The sequence below is a fragment of the Mycetocola sp. genome (assembly GCF_046716805.1).
GTDB lineage: Bacteria > Actinomycetota > Actinomycetes > Actinomycetales > Microbacteriaceae > Mycetocola_A.
In genome coordinates, this window is sequence record NZ_JBKJWH010000033.1 from 1 (window position 1) to 15,798 (window position 15,798).

Annotated in this window: 15 protein-coding genes and 1 tRNA gene; 10 read left to right on the forward strand and 6 right to left on the reverse strand. The window is 64.3% G+C overall.

Going from position 1 to position 15,798, the window contains the following annotated elements:
* Positions 1-28: 28 nt before the first annotated feature.
* Both ACLQ62_RS02645 and ACLQ62_RS02650 read right to left on the reverse strand, forming a co-directional pair.
* The gene (locus tag ACLQ62_RS02645) at positions 29-1,060 is read right to left on the reverse strand and encodes a TRAP transporter substrate-binding protein (RefSeq protein ID WP_411720111.1); all 1,032 of its coding nucleotides are present in this window, start codon (positions 1,058-1,060) and stop codon (positions 29-31) included.
* Between the two features lie 211 nt (positions 1,061-1,271).
* Entirely contained in the window at positions 1,272-2,372 is a 1,101-nt protein-coding gene (locus ACLQ62_RS02650) for a LacI family DNA-binding transcriptional regulator (RefSeq protein ID WP_411720112.1), read from the reverse strand.
* Between the two features lie 158 nt (positions 2,373-2,530).
* Here ACLQ62_RS02650 and ACLQ62_RS02655 point away from each other — a divergent pair, with 158 nt between their 5' ends.
* Together ACLQ62_RS02655 and ACLQ62_RS02660 are read left to right on the forward strand one after the other, a co-directional pair.
* The gene (locus tag ACLQ62_RS02655; RefSeq protein ID WP_411720113.1) at positions 2,531-2,839 is read left to right on the forward strand and encodes a hypothetical protein; all 309 of its coding nucleotides are present in this window, start codon (positions 2,531-2,533) and stop codon (positions 2,837-2,839) included.
* Positions 2,840-3,037: 198 nt separating this feature from the next.
* The gene (locus tag ACLQ62_RS02660) at positions 3,038-3,508 is read left to right on the forward strand and encodes an iron chaperone (protein ID WP_411720114.1); all 471 of its coding nucleotides are present in this window, start codon (positions 3,038-3,040) and stop codon (positions 3,506-3,508) included.
* 88 nt (positions 3,509-3,596) lie between these two features.
* Here ACLQ62_RS02660 and ACLQ62_RS02665 read toward each other — a convergent pair whose 3' ends face one another.
* Positions 3,597-4,634 carry an LLM class flavin-dependent oxidoreductase gene (locus ACLQ62_RS02665; RefSeq protein WP_411720115.1) on the reverse strand — a complete coding sequence of 346 codons (1,038 nt, stop codon included), beginning with the start codon at positions 4,632-4,634 and terminating at the stop codon, positions 3,597-3,599.
* Between the two features lie 40 nt (positions 4,635-4,674).
* Entirely contained in the window at positions 4,675-5,319 is a 645-nt protein-coding gene (locus ACLQ62_RS02670; protein WP_411720117.1) for an NADPH-dependent F420 reductase, read from the reverse strand.
* Between the two features lie 87 nt (positions 5,320-5,406).
* On the opposite strand from ACLQ62_RS02670, the gene ACLQ62_RS02675 reads away from it, so the two are divergent.
* Positions 5,407-5,877, forward strand: a complete 471-nt coding sequence (locus ACLQ62_RS02675; RefSeq protein ID WP_411720118.1) for a MarR family winged helix-turn-helix transcriptional regulator — start codon at positions 5,407-5,409, stop codon at positions 5,875-5,877.
* 67 nt (positions 5,878-5,944) lie between these two features.
* On the opposite strand, the gene ACLQ62_RS02680 is transcribed toward ACLQ62_RS02675, so the two are convergent.
* Positions 5,945-6,199 (reverse strand): PLDc N-terminal domain-containing protein, encoded by a 255-nt coding sequence (locus ACLQ62_RS02680; protein WP_411720119.1) that lies wholly within the window; start codon positions 6,197-6,199, stop codon positions 5,945-5,947.
* 307 nt (positions 6,200-6,506) lie between these two features.
* Positions 6,507-6,590: transfer RNA gene (locus tag ACLQ62_RS02685), tRNA-Leu, on the reverse strand.
* A gap of 173 nt (positions 6,591-6,763) precedes the next feature.
* Between ACLQ62_RS02685 and ACLQ62_RS02690 the strand changes: the two genes are divergently transcribed.
* The 7 genes from ACLQ62_RS02690 (at position 6,764) to pknB (ending at position 15,694) form a co-directional block, all read left to right on the forward strand.
* Positions 6,764-7,510: an FhaA domain-containing protein gene (locus ACLQ62_RS02690; RefSeq protein WP_411720120.1), complete on the forward strand. Its 747-nt coding sequence runs from the start codon at positions 6,764-6,766 to the stop codon at positions 7,508-7,510.
* Positions 7,507-8,049: an FHA domain-containing protein gene (locus ACLQ62_RS02695; protein WP_411720121.1), complete on the forward strand. Its 543-nt coding sequence runs from the start codon at positions 7,507-7,509 to the stop codon at positions 8,047-8,049. Before ACLQ62_RS02690 ends, ACLQ62_RS02695 begins: the two co-directional genes overlap by 4 nt.
* A gap of 3 nt (positions 8,050-8,052) precedes the next feature.
* The gene (locus tag ACLQ62_RS02700) at positions 8,053-9,306 is read left to right on the forward strand and encodes a Stp1/IreP family PP2C-type Ser/Thr phosphatase (protein ID WP_411720122.1); all 1,254 of its coding nucleotides are present in this window, start codon (positions 8,053-8,055) and stop codon (positions 9,304-9,306) included.
* A 107-nt stretch (positions 9,307-9,413) separates the two neighbouring features.
* Positions 9,414-10,760 (forward strand): FtsW/RodA/SpoVE family cell cycle protein, encoded by a 1,347-nt coding sequence (locus ACLQ62_RS02705; protein WP_411720126.1) that lies wholly within the window; start codon positions 9,414-9,416, stop codon positions 10,758-10,760.
* Positions 10,757-12,211, forward strand: coding sequence for a peptidoglycan D,D-transpeptidase FtsI family protein (locus ACLQ62_RS02710; RefSeq protein ID WP_411720123.1), 1,455 nt, complete (start codon positions 10,757-10,759; stop codon positions 12,209-12,211). Before ACLQ62_RS02705 ends, ACLQ62_RS02710 begins: the two co-directional genes overlap by 4 nt.
* On the forward strand, positions 12,208-13,941 hold the full coding sequence (locus ACLQ62_RS02715) for a serine/threonine protein kinase (protein WP_411720124.1): 1,734 nt from the start codon (positions 12,208-12,210) through the stop codon (positions 13,939-13,941). The genes ACLQ62_RS02710 and ACLQ62_RS02715 overlap by 4 nt, the downstream gene beginning before the upstream one ends.
* Positions 13,942-14,002: 61 nt before the next feature.
* Positions 14,003-15,694 (forward strand): Stk1 family PASTA domain-containing Ser/Thr kinase, encoded by a 1,692-nt coding sequence (gene pknB / locus ACLQ62_RS02720; RefSeq protein WP_411720125.1) that lies wholly within the window; start codon positions 14,003-14,005, stop codon positions 15,692-15,694.
* Positions 15,695-15,798 lie beyond the last annotated feature (104 nt).

Sequence of the window (15,798 nt, forward strand, 5' to 3'; positions counted from 1 at the left end):
CCCTCCCGACCACGCGGGCGTAGGCGGATTACTTCTTGCTTGCGTCCCGTGCTGCGTCGTACAGCTTCTTCTGGCTGGGCTCGGTCAGGAACTGGTCGACCAGCGGCTCGAGTGCATCGGCGAACGCGTCGGAGTCAACCTCGGTGAAGGTGGCCCCAGCCGCTTCGGCGTCAGAGATCGCCTTCTCGGTGGCCTCGGTCCACAGTTCCGTGTGCTGCTCGTACGTGGCGGTCCACGCCTCGTCGAACGCTGCACGATCTTCCTCGGTCAGGCCGTCCAGCTTCCCGCTGTTGATGATGAGGTAGTCGAGTCCGATGAGGTGCTTCGTGTACGAGAAGTACGGTGCCACTTCGTGGTGCTTCTGCGTGAAGTACGACACTTCGTTGTTCTCGGCACCGTCGATGACGCCGGACTGGAGTGCGGTGTAGACCTCACCGAAGGCCATCGGAGTCGGGGATGCTCCGAGTGACTTGACAAGCGAGAGGAAGAGTTCGCTCTCCTGGACGCGAATTTTCTGTCCGGCGAGGTCGGCCGGGCTCTCGGCCGGCGCATTCTTCGTGTAGATACTGCGGGCACCCTGGGTGAAACCGCCGACTACTGAGATGTTGTTGCCGTCCGCGAGCGAGGAGTACAGGTCAGCGGTGACCTCCGGGTTGTTGACGACGGAGATCTGGTGCTCGACCGAGTCGAAGACGGTGGGGAGGTTGAAGGCGATGAAGTCCTTGGAGAGGTTCTCGAGCTGTGCGCCGGAGACGATCGCCATGTCGACGACCCCGTCGCCGACCAGCTGAAGGGTCTCGGCCTGGGCGCCGAGGGTCTCGTTCGGGAACACCTCGATGTCCCAACGGCCGTCGGTGGCCTCGAGGAGTCGCTCACCGAACGCGTCGAGGGCGATGAAGGACGGGTGCTCTTCGGTCTGGTTGAGCGCCAGGCGCAGGGTCGTCTTCTCGACGGGTGCCTCCTTCTCGGTGCCGGCTGGTGCCGGGCTGCTGCAAGCGACGAGCGCGAGGGCGAGCAAGCCGACCGTGGGGGCTACGAAATACCGCGATGTGATTCGCATGGGTGTCTCCTTGGGTGCGTGGGCTATGTGGCAGACGCTTTCTCCCGGAGACCGCAACCGAGAAGTCGGCTGCAGAGACAGTGGGGCGGGCGCCGTTGCCGTGCTGTGTGTAGACATGAGCAACAGCGGCGAAGGCCGCCGCTGTTGGTTCTCATTTATTCAGGTCGGCGCGATCGTGGCAACCAGTTGCCATCACTTGTCGCCGGACAGATCACCTGGGGGCCGCGACGGCAGAGTCCACGATCCCGTCCGGGACCGTGTCGCCGCGAAGAGGAGCGATCAGCGGCGCGGTCGACTCGCGGATCAGCAATTGCGACGGAAGCAGCGCCACTTTCAACGGCTTCGGAGGAACGAAGACGGTGGATGCTGGCTTTCGGAGCTCGACGAGCAGGGTTTGCACAGCGAACGCTCCGAGGCTGTGCAAGGACGCCGCCACGGTTGTCAGCGGCGGGCTGCAGAAGTCAGAGCCGAAGATGTTGTCGAACCCGACCACCGACACATCGTCAGGCACTGAGATTCCCTGCCTGGCGAAACCCCTCATGAGCCCGATGGCCATGAGGTCGTTGTACACGACAAGCGCTGATGCAGTTCCCTTCGTGAATTCGTGCGCCGCTGTCAGGCCACCAGCCTGAGTCGGAGCGAACGGCCCCACACGTCTGCCCTTCAGCGAGAGCTCATACGTTGCTTCACGGAAGGCCTGCCAGCGGATGCCGTCTGCCCACGAATCCTTCGGACCCGCGACGTAGGTGATGGCGGTGTGTCCCAGATCGGCGAGATGCTCGACCGCGCGTCTCATTCCTCGCGCGTTGTCGGTGACCACGCTGGGGATGTCACTCGTCGACCGGTTCAGGACGACCGTTGGGCGCTGCTTGGCCGCCACGCGAATCGACGAGTCGGACATCCTCGATGTGGCCAGGATGATCCCGTCGACCAGGGGCAGCGTCCGGTTGAGCGCTTTGCGCTCAGCATCCGCTGATTCGTTGACATCCGCGATGAGTAGCGTGTAGCCGGCGGCCGATGCCGTTTCCTCGGCCCCTCGGATGATTTCGAAGAAGAACGGATTCGTGACATCCGATACCAGGAGGGCGATCAGTGAACTCCGCGCCGGCGAAAGCGCCTGCGGGACAGGGGTTGTCCGATATCCCATCTCGGCTGCAACCCGGCGGATCCGTTCAGCAGTCTCCGCGTTGACGCGGCCGGGTCGAGAGAACGTCCGTGAAACTGTCGAAGCCGCGACACCACACGCCGCAGCGACATCGTAAATGGTCGGGCGGGGCTGACGGGCATCGACGCCGTCCGAAGAATCAGACACCCTCAGATCTTATGTCGATCGACGGCAACCGGTTGTCATTGTGGCGCAGCCGAATTGCAGACGCTGACGTCGTATAGTGTGGCAACTTCTTGCAGCTTCGCGCTGCCACAGGCATGAGCCGCGGATATTGCGGCAATTCGATCCGGGGATAGCCAACAATGACAGATGAGACCGTTTCCCATGCGGTTGACCCCTCGGGTCGCGACGCCCCTCTCCGCGACGCCGACTCGTCAGTCGCTCACGGCACCCTGGCGGACTCCCAGGTCGAAATGGCCCAGACGGGGCTCCGCCGGTTGGGCGTCGCGAACGCGCGCGTGCAACACTTCGGCGAGCTCGCCCGAGTGATTGTGGATTCCAGCGATATCCCGGTCATCGCCGTGGAACCGCTCCGCAGCGAAGTGGTGAACCTCGTGCAGTCGGCTGGATTCACGATCGTCGCGCTCGACATGACCGGCACACAGCTCTAAAACGCCATTGGCGCGAAGCCGAGCGGATGCGCTGGCGCGCGTCCCGCCCCCGCTTGTCGATCAAGCTCCGCGACAACTGGTGGCAAAGTGCGGCACTCTCCCAGCGACTCGACAACATCAGGTCATCAGCGTGGCATTCCTGCTCGGCGATTAGAGTCATGCTCATCGGATTGCGGATCGTGCGAGAAAGGACCGGCAGTGAACGACTCAACGAAATCCACCGCACGTGGGGAGACCTCCGGCGGATTCACGGACGAGGAACGAGCCGCCATGAAGGAGCGCGCCAAGGAGCTGAAGGCGGAAGCCAGCCGTGATGCGCGCGACGCCAAGAACCGAGAGAAGGGCGAGCGCGACGTACTCGAGAAGATCGCCGAGATGCCCGACGCCGATCGCGTCATCGCCGAGCGGCTGCATGCCCTGATCACCGAGAACGCCCCGGAACTCATGCCGAAGACCTGGTACGGGATGCCTGCATACGCGCGAGACGGCGAGGTGGTCTGCTTCTTCCAGAGCGCCGACAAGTTCACGTCACGGTACTCGACCTTCGGGTTCAACGACCCGGCGAAGCTCGACGCAGGCAGCATGTGGGCGACCTCCTTCGCTCTGACGAAATTGACCGACGACGACGCGAAGAAGATTGTCGCGCTGGTGAAGAAGGCCGTGAGCTGACGCCCTTGTCGGCAATGGCGGGCGCACTCCGAACCGTGCTCGCTTCCAATTTCTCTGTGAAACCTTCCGGCGGCTCTGGGGGTGTGGATCAGGCCTTGCGGGCGAGGAGCCGCTCGACGCGAGGTTTGACCTCGGTGGCGAGGAGAGTGAGCGACTCGAGGAAATGATCCTGCGGCAGACCCCCGATGTCCATCTGCAGGAAGTGGCGCACGTGGCCCATGAAACCATGAAGGTGGACGATGCGCTCCGCCACGTCGTCGGGGTCGCCGACGTAGTAGGCGCCCGGCGCGTGAGCCTGCGCCAGATACGCCCGCTGGTCCGGCGCCGGCCAACCGCGGAGCTTGCCCATGGTGATGTTGAGGTTACGCCAACCCGGGTAGAACCGGTCCAGTGCCTCGTCTTTCGTCGAGGCAACGAGACCCAATGCGGCGACGGACACTTTGATGTCCGGGCCGCTGTGACCGGACTTCTCGGCCGTCTTTCGGTAGAGCTCGGCGAGCGGCGCGAACTTCTCCGGCGCCCCGCCGATGATGCCGTAGCTCACCGGCAAGCCCAGGCGGCCTGCGCGTACGGACGAGGGAGCGCTACCCCCGGTTCCCACCCAGAGAGGCAGTCTGCCGTTCACCGGGCGGGGCACAACGGGCAGGTCGTCGATCGCCGGGCGTACGGAGCCCTTCCACGTCACGCGCTCGTTCTCATTGGCCTGAATGAGCAGATCGAGCTTCTCCTCGTAAAGGCGGTCGTAGTCGCGGAGTTCGTAGCCGAACAGCGGGTAGGACTCCACCGACGATCCGCGTCCAGCGGTGATCTCGACTCGACCGCCGGAAATCGCATCTGCGGTCGCGAACTGTTGGAACACTCGAACCGGATCGTCCGTGCTGATGACGCTGACTCCCGAACCGAGACGGATCTGTTTCGTCGCGCCCGCAGCGGCGGCAATGACAGCTCCCGGCGAGGAAGCCGGCATGTCGAAGGTGTGGTGCTCCCCGACCGCGAAGTAGTCGAGTCCCGCCTGATCGGAGGTGACGATTGCATCGAAGAGATTCTTGATCGCTTCCGACGTCGAGCGAAGCGAGCCGTCCTCGTCAAGTTGGGTGTCGCCGAAGCTGTAGGCGCCGAGTTCCATCTGTGTGTCTCGTTTCTTGTTGTTGATGGCGAAGTGGCTGTTACGCCTGGCTTGCCGGCTGAAGGGTCAACTCGTGCTCGAGTTCGGCCTTGCTGAAGGCGCCATTGAAGATCTCCGTGCCCGGCTGCAATACCCGCCCCGTTCGCAGCGGCCCCGCATAAGCGGCGTCGAAGCCGAACCGGTCGATCATCTCCATGACCAGCCGCGCTGCAGGCTCGTCGTCGCTCGCGACGGCCAACGCGCGTCGGCCGGGAGCGCCGGCCGCGATCGCATGCTCTTCCAGGTCGTGATAGCCGATGTGGTTCAGCGTCTTGACGACGCGAGAACCGGCGAAGTGGCGGCTGACGACCTCGCTGCTGGTGGCGGCATCCTGCTCGAACTCGCTGATCTCCCCGTCGATAGGCGCCCAGTAGTTCATGACGTCAATGACCACCTTGCCTTCCAGCAGACTGGGGTCGACCGACGTGTACTTGTTCAGGGGCACCGCGACGATCACGATGTCCGCGTCGAGAACGGCATCCGCTGTTCCCATGGGGCGTGCGCCAGGCATGATGATCTCTGCGAGGAGAGCGATGTCGTCGGCTGTGCCGGATCCTGAGACATGGACGTCGTATCCGGCCTTGAGCGCCGTGCGGGCGACCGCAGAGCCCACGCGTCCCACTCCTATGACGGCGATCGTCGCCATGTTGCCTCCAGGTTTTATTCAATCACATTGGTTGATTCATCAACCACTCTATACCGTTTGGTGGATGCGTCAACTAAGATGGGGCACATGACTGCTCAGGAGACGGCGATACCCGCATCGGGAATGACGGCGTGGGCAAGTTATCGACGCATGCAGGTGCGCCTGACGGAGCGACTCAACCGCGAGTTGTCCGAAGTGGCTGGCCTCTCCCAAGCCGACCTCGAGGTACTCACCGTTCTCTCCGAGAATCCGGATGACAGCGTGCGGGACATCTCTCTGAGATGCGGACTGGAGTGGGAGAAGAGCCGGCTTTCACACCAGCTCCGGCGCATGGAGGCGCGCGGTCTGGTGGCCCGCGGTGCATGCTTCGAAGACAACCGGAGCTCGACCGTGGCTCTCACCGACGTCGGCCGCGAGGCCGCTGCGCGGGGCAGGGAAGTGGAAGCGACCGTCATAGCCAGGCATTTGGGAACCGCTCTATCAGCTGAGCAACTCGACCGCCTGGGCACCATGGCGGAGGCTGTCCTCGCAACACTGGAGACACCACACCGCCCGTGACGCTTCAGCGAGCCCGCCGAGTTCTCGTGACAGTCACGATGGCTCGGGCGGGATGCCGTGAGACCGTTCAGGCGCTCGCCCGGCGACCCGTGATGAAGTAAGCGATCGGGCCGACCCAGTTCACCGCGATGATCGCCGCCCACAAGCCCTTCGGGCCGTTGACCTGCTGGGCGGAGCGCTTGGCGAGATCCCTCCACGCTGTAGTGGCCAGGCCCATTTGCACCAAGCCCGTCGCGATTACGCCCACTTTCTGACCCGTACTCATCTCATTCCACGTCAGCTTCTTCTTCTTTGACTGCTTCTTCCTCGACTGCTTTGTCATTGCGGTTGCTCCTGTTCGTGGTCGTCATCGTCCTTGAATCTTCAAGACTCCCGGCATTCACCAGCTCGCACAACCGGGTATCGCCGCGATTCGACCCTGCTTCCACGCGCGCCGATAGGACGGAATTGACCGGACGCACGTTCAGCAGGTTCAACGCATCGTTCCAGGACGCGATGCCCTGTTGAACGTGCGGCTGCCCCCAGGGCGGACGTACACCGCAGAAGAAAAAAGGCCACCGGAACCCGGTGGCCTTTACTGTTTCTGAGTTTCACAAGAGATTCAGCCTGAGAAGCTGACCTACTCACTGTGCGCGAGGGGGGACTTGAACCCCCACGCCCTTTCGAGCACTGGCACCTGAAGCCAGCGCGTCTGCCAATTCCGCCACTCGCGCAGTGTTGCGACACGTGCGTGTCAACTCAGCGAGATTAGCATGGTGGCGGGTGAATCGCCATTCGACGGGGCGCTGGACGCCCAGCTCGATTCACCACCGAGGCCTCGGTCGAACCGCACTCTCAGCCCCGCCTACTAGCATGTGCTTAGCCATTTGACACGATCGGGAGACCTGTGGGCATTCTGGACAACTTCGAGAAAGGTCTCGAACGTGCCGTGAACGGCGCGTTCGCCAAGACCTTCCGTTCGGGGCTGCAACCGGTCGAAATCACCTCGGCGCTCAAGCGGGAAATCGACACCAAAGCGGCCGTGATGAGTCGCGAGCGCATCCTCGCTCCCAACCAGTTCGTCGTGCGCATGTCCCCCCACGATCACGAGCGTATGACCGGAATCGGTCCCGCCCTCATCGACGAGCTCACAAGCCTCGTTCAGAAGCACGCGACCCACCAGGGCTACTCGTTCGCCGGCGGCCTCAGCATCCGTTTGAAGTCCGACGGCAGCCTGTCCGACGGGATGCTGCAAATCGACTCGGTCAACGTGAAGGGTCAGGTGTCGTGGACCCCGGTCCTCGATGTCGGCGGCAAGCGTTACCCGATCACCAAGGGGCGCACGGTCATCGGTCGCGGGAGCGACGCGGACATCACCATCGACGACTCCGGGACGAGCCGCAAACACGTGGAAATTCTGTGGGACGGCGAACGCGCGCAGGCGCGCGACCTCGGCTCCACGAACGGCTCGACTCTCGACGGCGTGCCGTTCACCCAGGTCGCCCTGACCCCCGACTCGGTCGTGCAAATCGGGAGAACCCGTATTGTGTTCCGAGTGCTGGCACAATCTTCCACCCCGAGTTCACCCGACACCGTCGACGACTCCACCCGCGCTTACGGCGCGGAGGGAGGATTCTGGGGGCCCGCGTCGTGAGTGAACTCACCCTTCTGGTGCTCCGCATCGGATTCCTTCTTCTTCTGTGGCTTTTTGTCTTCGCCATCGTCTATGCGCTCCGCTCGGACATCTTCGGTCCGGGCTCCCGCAAGCCCCAGGCAGCCCAGGCCGGACAGGCACCGCAACAGGCACCGCGCCCGCCGGCTGCTCCTCCGGTGCTCCCGAACAACCCCACGCCGCCCGTGGTTCCGCCCAGCAACCGCAAGAACGACAAGGCGACCATCCACAACGTCAGCCGGCTCGTCATAACGGCAGGTCCGAAAGAGGGACTCGAGGTGTCGCTCGGTCGCGACCCACTGACGATCGGGCGGGCGCCGGACTCAGGACTCGTCATCCGTGACGACTACACCTCCACCCACCATGCCAAGCTGCTGCTGTGGAATGAGGACTGGATGGTCCAGGACCTCGACTCCACCAACGGCACCTTCCTCGGAGGCAAACGCATCAGTTCACCGACGCAGATCACTCTCGGTACCCCGATCAAGGTCGGCGCGACCAGTTTTGAACTGCGGCGGTAGACGGTGACCAAAGCAGGCGACTCTGCGGCCATCTCCCATGTGGGGAAGATCCGTTCGAACAACCAGGACTCCGGGTATGCCGGAACCCACCTGTTCGTCGTCGCCGACGGCATGGGCGGCCACGCCGGAGGTGACGTCGCCAGCGCCATCGCCCTCAAACGCATCATGCAGGCGGATGCCGATTTCACCAGTGCGCAGGACGCCGAAGCGGCCTTGCAGACAGCGATCAGCTCCGCCAACGCCGAACTCGCCGAAGCGGTCTTCGAACACCCGGAACTCGGCGGCATGGGCACGACGGTGGATGCCATCGTCGCGGTCGGAGACGAAGTCGCCATCGCGCACATCGGCGACTCCCGGATCTATCTGCTTCGTGACGGCGAACTGAGCCAGATCACCACCGACCACACCTTCGTGCAGCGCCTCGTCGATTCCGGGCGGATCACCGAGGAAGAAGCGATGGTCCATCCACGTCGCTCCGTGCTCATGCGCGTGCTCGGCGACGTCGACTCGAATCCCGAGATCGACACGATGGTCATGCGCACGCACCCGGGTGACCGCTGGCTGCTCTGCTCCGACGGCCTCTCCGGCGTCGTCGACAAAGACGCGATCCAGGTCGCCCTCGCCCAGGACCTCCCGGCTCGACAGGTCGGCGAGCAGCTCATCCGCAAAGCACTCGACGGCGGCGCACCAGACAACGTCACAGTCGTCATCTTCGACGTCGGTGCCGAGCGTTCGGCCAGCGCCCAGACCCCTGTCATCGTGGGGTCTGCCTCACGCCCGCTCGCGTTCCAGAACGACCTACCCCGGCGTACTGGGCTGCTGCCGTCGCTCCGGCTGCACTCCGGCCGCAGCACACCGTCCGGTCCCAGCCATTTCGAACCCGCCTCGGACGACTACCTCGATGAACTCATCGAAGAGGATGCCCGTCGCGCGAGACGCCGGCGGCTCACCTGGCTGGTCGGTTCGATCGTTCTCGCCCTTGCCATCGCCCTCGCTCTCCTGCTGGGCTATGCGTGGACGCAGTCCCGGTACTTCGTCGGTGCCGACGCCAACACCGTCGTGATCTACCAGGGAATCCAGCAGGACATCGGTCCGTTCAGCCTGTCCACCGAGCACAACGACACCGGCATTCCGATCTCCATGCTTTCCACTTACGATCGCCAACAAGTGGAGCGGACCATCAGCGCTTCCTCTCTGGAGGAGGCTCGGGAAATCGTCTCCCGACTCCGCACGACCACGTCGAAGGACGATGGATGATGACAGACAACTCGAGAACCCGCGCAACCGCCGCCGTCGGCGGTCGGATCGTCGAAGTGCCCGCCGCTGAGGAAGACTTCAGAGCCGACACCGCGGTGATCCGCACCATGCGCAAATTGCGGCTGCCGCTTAAACTGCGGAACCGTGAACTGGCGCTCCTTCTGTTCGCCTGCGTCATCAACTCGGTCGCGATCCTGCTCGTTCAGCTCGGCGCCCTCGGCACGATCGACCTCGACCTGATCTACCTGGGCGCCGGCCTCTCCGCACTCGTCCTCGGGCTGCATGTCTGCCTGCGGTACATCGCCCCTCAGGCGGATCCGCTGCTGCTGCCGATCGCCACAGTGCTCAATGGCCTCGGCGTTGCCATGATCTACCGCATCGACCTGGCGACCGGTGCTGGCGGGTGGTCCGCGGCATCCACGCGGCAGATCACGTGGAGCGCGATCGCCATCATCGCGGCCATCGCGATCATCATCCTGATCAAGAACCACCGTGTGTTGTTCCGCTACACCTACCTGTTCGGCGCCTTCGCCTTCGTGCTGCTGCTGCTGCCGCTCGTGCCAGGCATCGGCCGCGAGGTGAGCGGCGCGCGGGTGTGGGTCGGCATCGGCGACCTCGTCAGCTTCCAGCCCGGCGAAATCGCGAAGATCGCGCTGGCCATCTTCTTCGCCGGCTACCTGGTGCGCACCCGTGACAGCCTGTCGATGGTCGGCAAGAAGTTCCTCTGGATGCAGTTTCCCCGCCTTCGCGACCTCGGCCCGATCATCGTCGTCTGGGCCCTCTCGATGGCCATCATCGTGTTCCAGCACGACATGGGAACCGCACTTCTCTTCTTCGGCCTGTTCACCGTCGTGCTCTACGTCTCGACCGGCCGGCTCAGCTGGATCGTCATCGGTGTCGGCATGTTCGCCGTCGGCGCGTTCTTCGCAGCCCAGACCCTCACCTATGTGCAAGGCCGGTTCCAGAACTGGCTCGACGCCTTCAGCACACAGGTCTACGACGCACAGGGCGGCAGCTATCAGCTGGTCCAGGGCATCTTCGGGCTCGCCCACGGCGGGCTCATCGGCACCGGACTCGGCCAGGGCCGCCCACACCTGACCCCTCTGTCGCAGAGCGACTACATCATGGCGAGCCTCGGTGAGGAGCTCGGTTTGGCCGGCCTGTTCGCCATCCTCGGCCTCTACCTGCTGTTCGTGTCACGCGGACTCCGCATCGGGTTCCGCGGCCAGGACGACTTCGGCAAACTCCTCGCCGTCGGCCTCGCATTCACCATCGCACTGCAGGTGTTCATCATGGTCGGCGGCGTCACCCGGGTCATCCCGCTCACCGGACTGACCACACCCTTCCTCGCGGCCGGTGGATCATCACTCGTCGCCAACTGGATCATCGTCGCCCTCCTCCTGCGCGTGAGCGACAGCATCCGCAACGGACCGATACAGGAGGTCTCCTCATGAATCGCGAACTGAAGCGCGTCAGCGTGCTCGTCCTCGTCATGTTCTTTGCCCTGTTCGGGTCGACCACTGTTATCCAGGCGGTACAGGCGGATGCCTTGCGCCTCGACCCCAGGAACACACGCGCCCTCTACGACAGCTACGACACCGAACGCGGGCCGATCCTCGCCGGAAGCACCGTCATCGCCCAGTCGGTGCCGACCGGTGACCAGTACGTGTTCCAGCGCCAATACCCGCAGGGTGAGCTGTACGCCCCTGTGACCGGATACTTCAGCCCCACCCAGGGTTCCGCGGGCATCGAGCAGTACATGAACGACTTCCTCTCGGGCACCTCGAACTCGCAATTCCTCGACACCATCAACCGGATCGTCGCCGGCCAGGCGCCGAAGGGCGCCGCTGTCGAGGTGACCATCGATCCCGCGGTGCAGCAGGCAGCATTCGACGCGCTCGGCGACCGGCAGGGTGCCGTAGTTGCGATCGAACCGTCCACCGGCCGGATCCTCGCCATGGTGTCGACACCGACCTACGACCCGAACGTTCTCGCCTCTCACGATTCGCAGAGTGTCATCTCCGCTTTCGCTGCGCTCGAGGACGACCCACTCGATCCACTCAGCAACCGCGCGTCCAGCGGAAACATGAACCCGCCGGGATCCTCGTTCAAGGTGGTCGTGGCAGCGGCCGCCGTCGAAAGCGGAAAATACACCGCCGAGTCGACCTTTCCAAACCCGGTCAGCCTCCAACTCCCCGGCAGCAGCGCCACCGTGTACAACTGGAACCGCCTCGCCTGCGGCCCGGGCGAGACGGTCACCCTGGCGGAAGCCATCCGGCAGAGCTGTAACGTTCCGCTGGCCCAACTCGGCATGGAACTGGGAGACGATGCCATCCGCGAGACCGCCGAGAAGTTCGGCTTCAACTCGAAGATGACGCTGCCCACACCCGCAGGCGTCAGTGTCTACCCCAAAAACCTCGATGACGCACAGACCGCGCTGACCGCGTTCGGCCAGTACGAAGTGCGAGCTACGCCGCTCCAGATGGCACTTGTCTCTGCCGGAATCGGCAATGGCGGCACGGTCATGGAACCGACACTCGTCGACCGCGTGACCGGCAGAAACCTCGAGGTTCTCAAGAGCTTCGAACCGAAGGTGATGAACGACGCCGTGAGCAGCGAAAGCGCCGCGTCCGTCACCGACATGATGCTCAACAGTGTCGCAAGCGGTCAATCGAACGGTGCAAGAATAGAGGGGGTCGACGTGGCGGGGAAGACTGGCACAGCGCAGAACGGTGAAGACGAACCATATTCACTGTGGTTCACCGGGTTCGCCCCAGCAAGCAATCCCGAGGTCGCGGTCGCGGTTGTCGTCGAGAACGACGGAAATCTCGGTCGACACAGCTCAGGGAATATCGTTGCCGCGCCCATTGCGAAGAAAGTTCTAGAGGCGGTGCTGAATAAATGAGACCCACAGCAGGGGTCACCTTCGGGGGACGCTACGAACTGGAGTCGCGGATCGCCATCGGCGGAATGGGTGAGGTGTGGAACGCCACCGACCTGGTCATCGGTCGAACGGTTGCCATCAAGATCCTGAAGGACGAGTACCTCGGCGACCCCAACTTCCTCGAACGATTCCGCTCCGAGGCCCGGCATGCCGCTCTCGTGAACCACGAGGGCATCGCCAACGTCTTCGACTACGGCGAGGAGGACGGAAGCGCCTTCCTCGTGATGGAACTCGTCCCGGGCGAAGCCCTCTCCACCATGCTCGAACGCGAGCACGTGCTGTCCACCGACACAGTGCTCGACATCACCGCCCAGACCGCGCTGGCGCTTCAGGCTGCGCACGCCGCCGGGCTGGTGCACCGAGACATCAAGCCGGGCAACCTGTTGATCACACCGGATGGCCGGGTCAAGATCACCGACTTCGGCATCGCGCGCATCGCCGACCAGGTTCCGCTCACCGCGACCGGCCAGGTCATGGGCACCGTCCAGTACCTCTCACCGGAGCAGGCATCCGGCCACGCCGCGTCGCCGACCACCGACATTTACTCCCTGGGCATCGTCGCCTACGAATGCCTCGCGGGCAAGCGCCCCTTCACTGGCGAGTCCCAGGTGGCGATCGCCATGGCGCAGATCAACGAGGCGCCGCCGGCACTGCCGGTGACGGTCTCCGAACCGGTGCGCAACCTCGTTCTTTCGATGATCGCCAAGAACCCGGCCGACCGCCCGGCGTCGGCTGCCCACGTCAGCCGCGCAGCGCAGGCTCTCCGCCGAGGAGACACCGCCGCCGCGGCCGCCGCTGTGCCCGCGATCGCCGACGGCAGCGCCCTCACGGGAGCCACAACCGTGATGGGTACCGGAGCGGACGCCACGACGCAGCTTCTCGGGGCCACGCACGTCGCCACGACGACCGCTGAAGTGCCGGTCACCGACGGTGACAAAAAGAAGAAGCGCAGCGCGTGGACCTGGCCGCTGATCGCCCTCATCGCCATCCTCGCCATCGTCCTCGCCGGCACGGTCATCGCCCTGGTCAGCCAGGGGGAAGAAGGACGCCCCCCGGTAACGTCGGCAACGCCGACGCCGGTCGCGTCCACACCCAGCGAGGTCCCGTCGCCCTCACCGACGCCGACTCCGACGCCGACTCCGACGAACACCCTCATCGCGGTGAGTGCCTCCGACTTCCTCGGCGACACCTATGACGAAGCGGCAGCGAAACTCAAAGCGCTCGGGCTCGCCTCCGAACGTTCCGCTGGCAACGCCGCCACCTCCGAGGACCAGGTCGGCATCGTGTACGCGATCGACCCGGAGGGCAACCTGCAAAGGGGTCAGATCGTCACCGTCACCGTGTACGGGCCGATGGCGGAGATCCCGACGCCCACCACCCCTCCGACCCTGTCGGGAGACGGATGTGACGCGGCGGGCCAGTGCGTCAACGTCGCCGCCGGCTCAACGGTCATCGTCAACTGGCCGGCCTTCACTCAGTGCCCGGCCGGCACGCAGATGCTCGGCTACCGGATCACAGCGACCGGCGGCACGCCGACCACCGACGGCGGCGCCGTCAGCTCTAACCGCGGGGAGGTCGTCGTCGGAGATACTGCCGGAACACTGAGCGTCAGCTACAGCGCCTTCTGCGGTTCCTCGGAGTCGGACCCGTCGCCGGCGGCCACGGCGCAGATCCGTACCGTCGAAGAATGAGAATTTGTCAGCGACTAAGATATCTCTGACCCGTCCGTGGTCGGAGCTAAGGAGTTCATGAGTGGCTGACGAACAACGCCTGCTCGCAGGGCGCTATCTCGTCGGAGACCTGATCGGTCGCGGTGGCATGGCCAACGTCTTCCGCGGCACGGATACGAAACTCGGGCGCACCGTCGCCATCAAGATCCTTAAACCCGACCTGGCGAACGATCCCGCATTCCGGACACGCTTCCGTCAGGAAGCACAGGCGGCATCACGGATGGCGCACCCCACGATCGTGCGCGTCTTCGACGCCGGCGAAGAGACGGTGAAGCACGACGATCGTGTTTCACGTGAACCCTTCATCATCATGGAGTACGTCCACGGCCGCACCCTGAAAGCTGTCATCGCGGAGGGCCCGATGGAGTCGGCGCGCGCGGTCGCGATCGCTGAAGGCATCCTCACCGCCCTCGAATACTCACACAGAGCCGGCGTCGTGCACCGCGACATCAAGCCCGGCAACGTCATGATCACGCCCGACGAGCACGTCAAAGTGATGGACTTCGGCATCGCCAGGGCAGTTTCAGACTCCTCGGCGACGGTCGCCCAGACCACTGCCATCCTCGGCACCGCCTCGTACTTCTCGCCCGAGCAGGCGAAGGGTGAAGTCGTCGATGCTCGAACCGACCTCTATTCGACCGCCGTTGTTCTGTTCGAGATGCTCACCGGCCGGGCGCCGTTCCGCGGAGACACCGCTGTGGCGGTTGCCTACCAGCACGTCAGCGAGACCGCCGTGCGGCCGTCTTCGGTCAACCGCAAAGTGACCCCGGCTCTCGATCATGTTGTGCTGCGCGGGCTCGCCAAAGACCGGTTCGAGCGCTACCAGTCAGCCGCCGACTTCCGCGACGACCTCGAGATCGCCGCGGCTGGCAAGATTCCGGTTCACCTCACCGATGACGCCAGCGCAGCGCTGTTCGGCCCGTCCCCTCGGGCATCGTCCAGCACGGAACAGGCGCTTCGCCAGCTGACCAGTGACGACTCGGTGACCAGGACCCAACGTCGGCCACCGGTCGTGTGGGTCTGGGCAGGCATCACCTCGATCGCGGTCGTGCTGGTCGCCGTCATGATCTGGGTGATGTCACTGAGCCAGGCGCCCGTTCTTCAGACCGAGTCCCGGCGGATACCCGACCTCGTCGGCGTGAGCGAAGAGAGCGCGGTCAACACCTTGAACGACCTCGACCTCGTGCCCAGCGTCGTGACCGAGGAGAGCGCCATCGTCGACGAGGGCCTGGTCATTCGAACCGACCCCAACCGGGACAGCAAGGTACGCCCGAAGGACGTCGTCCGGCTCTACGTCTCGTTGGGCGCTGCCAGGGTCACTGTCCCCGACGTCACCAATAAGACAACCGAACAGGCGCAAGCCGATCTTGAAGCCGCTGGACTGGCATCCGGGTCGATCTCCAAGGAGAACTCTCCTGATCGCGCCGCAGGCTCCGTGATCAGCACCGACCCGGCCGCTGAAACGGAGGTGGCGGAAGGCTCAACGGTGAATCTCCTGGTCTCGAGTGGCCTGGTCACCATCAAGGACGTACGCGCCCAAAGTATCGACGTCGCCACCGATCTGATGCAGGATCCGACAGTCGGGCTCACCGTTTTGCCTGTCCCTGACCCGACGTGCCCGGCCTTACCCGGTAACCCGGTAACCGCGCAGTCACTGGCGCCAGGCGACGTTCCGCAGCGCTCCATGATCGAACTGACCTACTGCTCGGGTTGATTGCAGCAACAGAGAAAATGGCGGCCGCGACTTCTGTCGCGGCCGCCAATACGCCCTCTGTGGGCGGTCCCGTGAGCGCTGACGCGGCAGCGCGCAAGGCTATA

What these genes read in the sequence shown, in the direction of transcription:
- ACLQ62_RS02645 (WP_411720111.1), bottom strand. Translation starts at nt 1,060, where the DNA reads ATGCGAATCACATCGCGGTATTTCGTAGCCCCCACGGTCGGCTTGCTC.
- ACLQ62_RS02665 (WP_411720115.1), bottom strand. Translation starts at nt 4,634, where the DNA reads ATGGAACTCGGCGCCTACAGCTTCGGCGACACCCAACTTGACGAGGAC.
- ACLQ62_RS02705 (WP_411720126.1), top strand. Translation starts at nt 9,414, where the DNA reads ATGCGCAAATTGCGGCTGCCGCTTAAACTGCGGAACCGTGAACTGGCG.
- ACLQ62_RS02680 (WP_411720119.1), bottom strand. Translation starts at nt 6,199, where the DNA reads ATGACAAAGCAGTCGAGGAAGAAGCAGTCAAAGAAGAAGAAGCTGACG.
- ACLQ62_RS02655 (WP_411720113.1), top strand. Translation starts at nt 2,531, where the DNA reads ATGACAGATGAGACCGTTTCCCATGCGGTTGACCCCTCGGGTCGCGAC.
- ACLQ62_RS02715 (WP_411720124.1), top strand. Translation starts at nt 12,208, where the DNA reads ATGAGACCCACAGCAGGGGTCACCTTCGGGGGACGCTACGAACTGGAG.
- ACLQ62_RS02710 (WP_411720123.1), top strand. Translation starts at nt 10,757, where the DNA reads ATGAATCGCGAACTGAAGCGCGTCAGCGTGCTCGTCCTCGTCATGTTC.
- ACLQ62_RS02675 (WP_411720118.1), top strand. Translation starts at nt 5,407, where the DNA reads ATGACTGCTCAGGAGACGGCGATACCCGCATCGGGAATGACGGCGTGG.
- ACLQ62_RS02670 (WP_411720117.1), bottom strand. Translation starts at nt 5,319, where the DNA reads ATGGCGACGATCGCCGTCATAGGAGTGGGACGCGTGGGCTCTGCGGTC.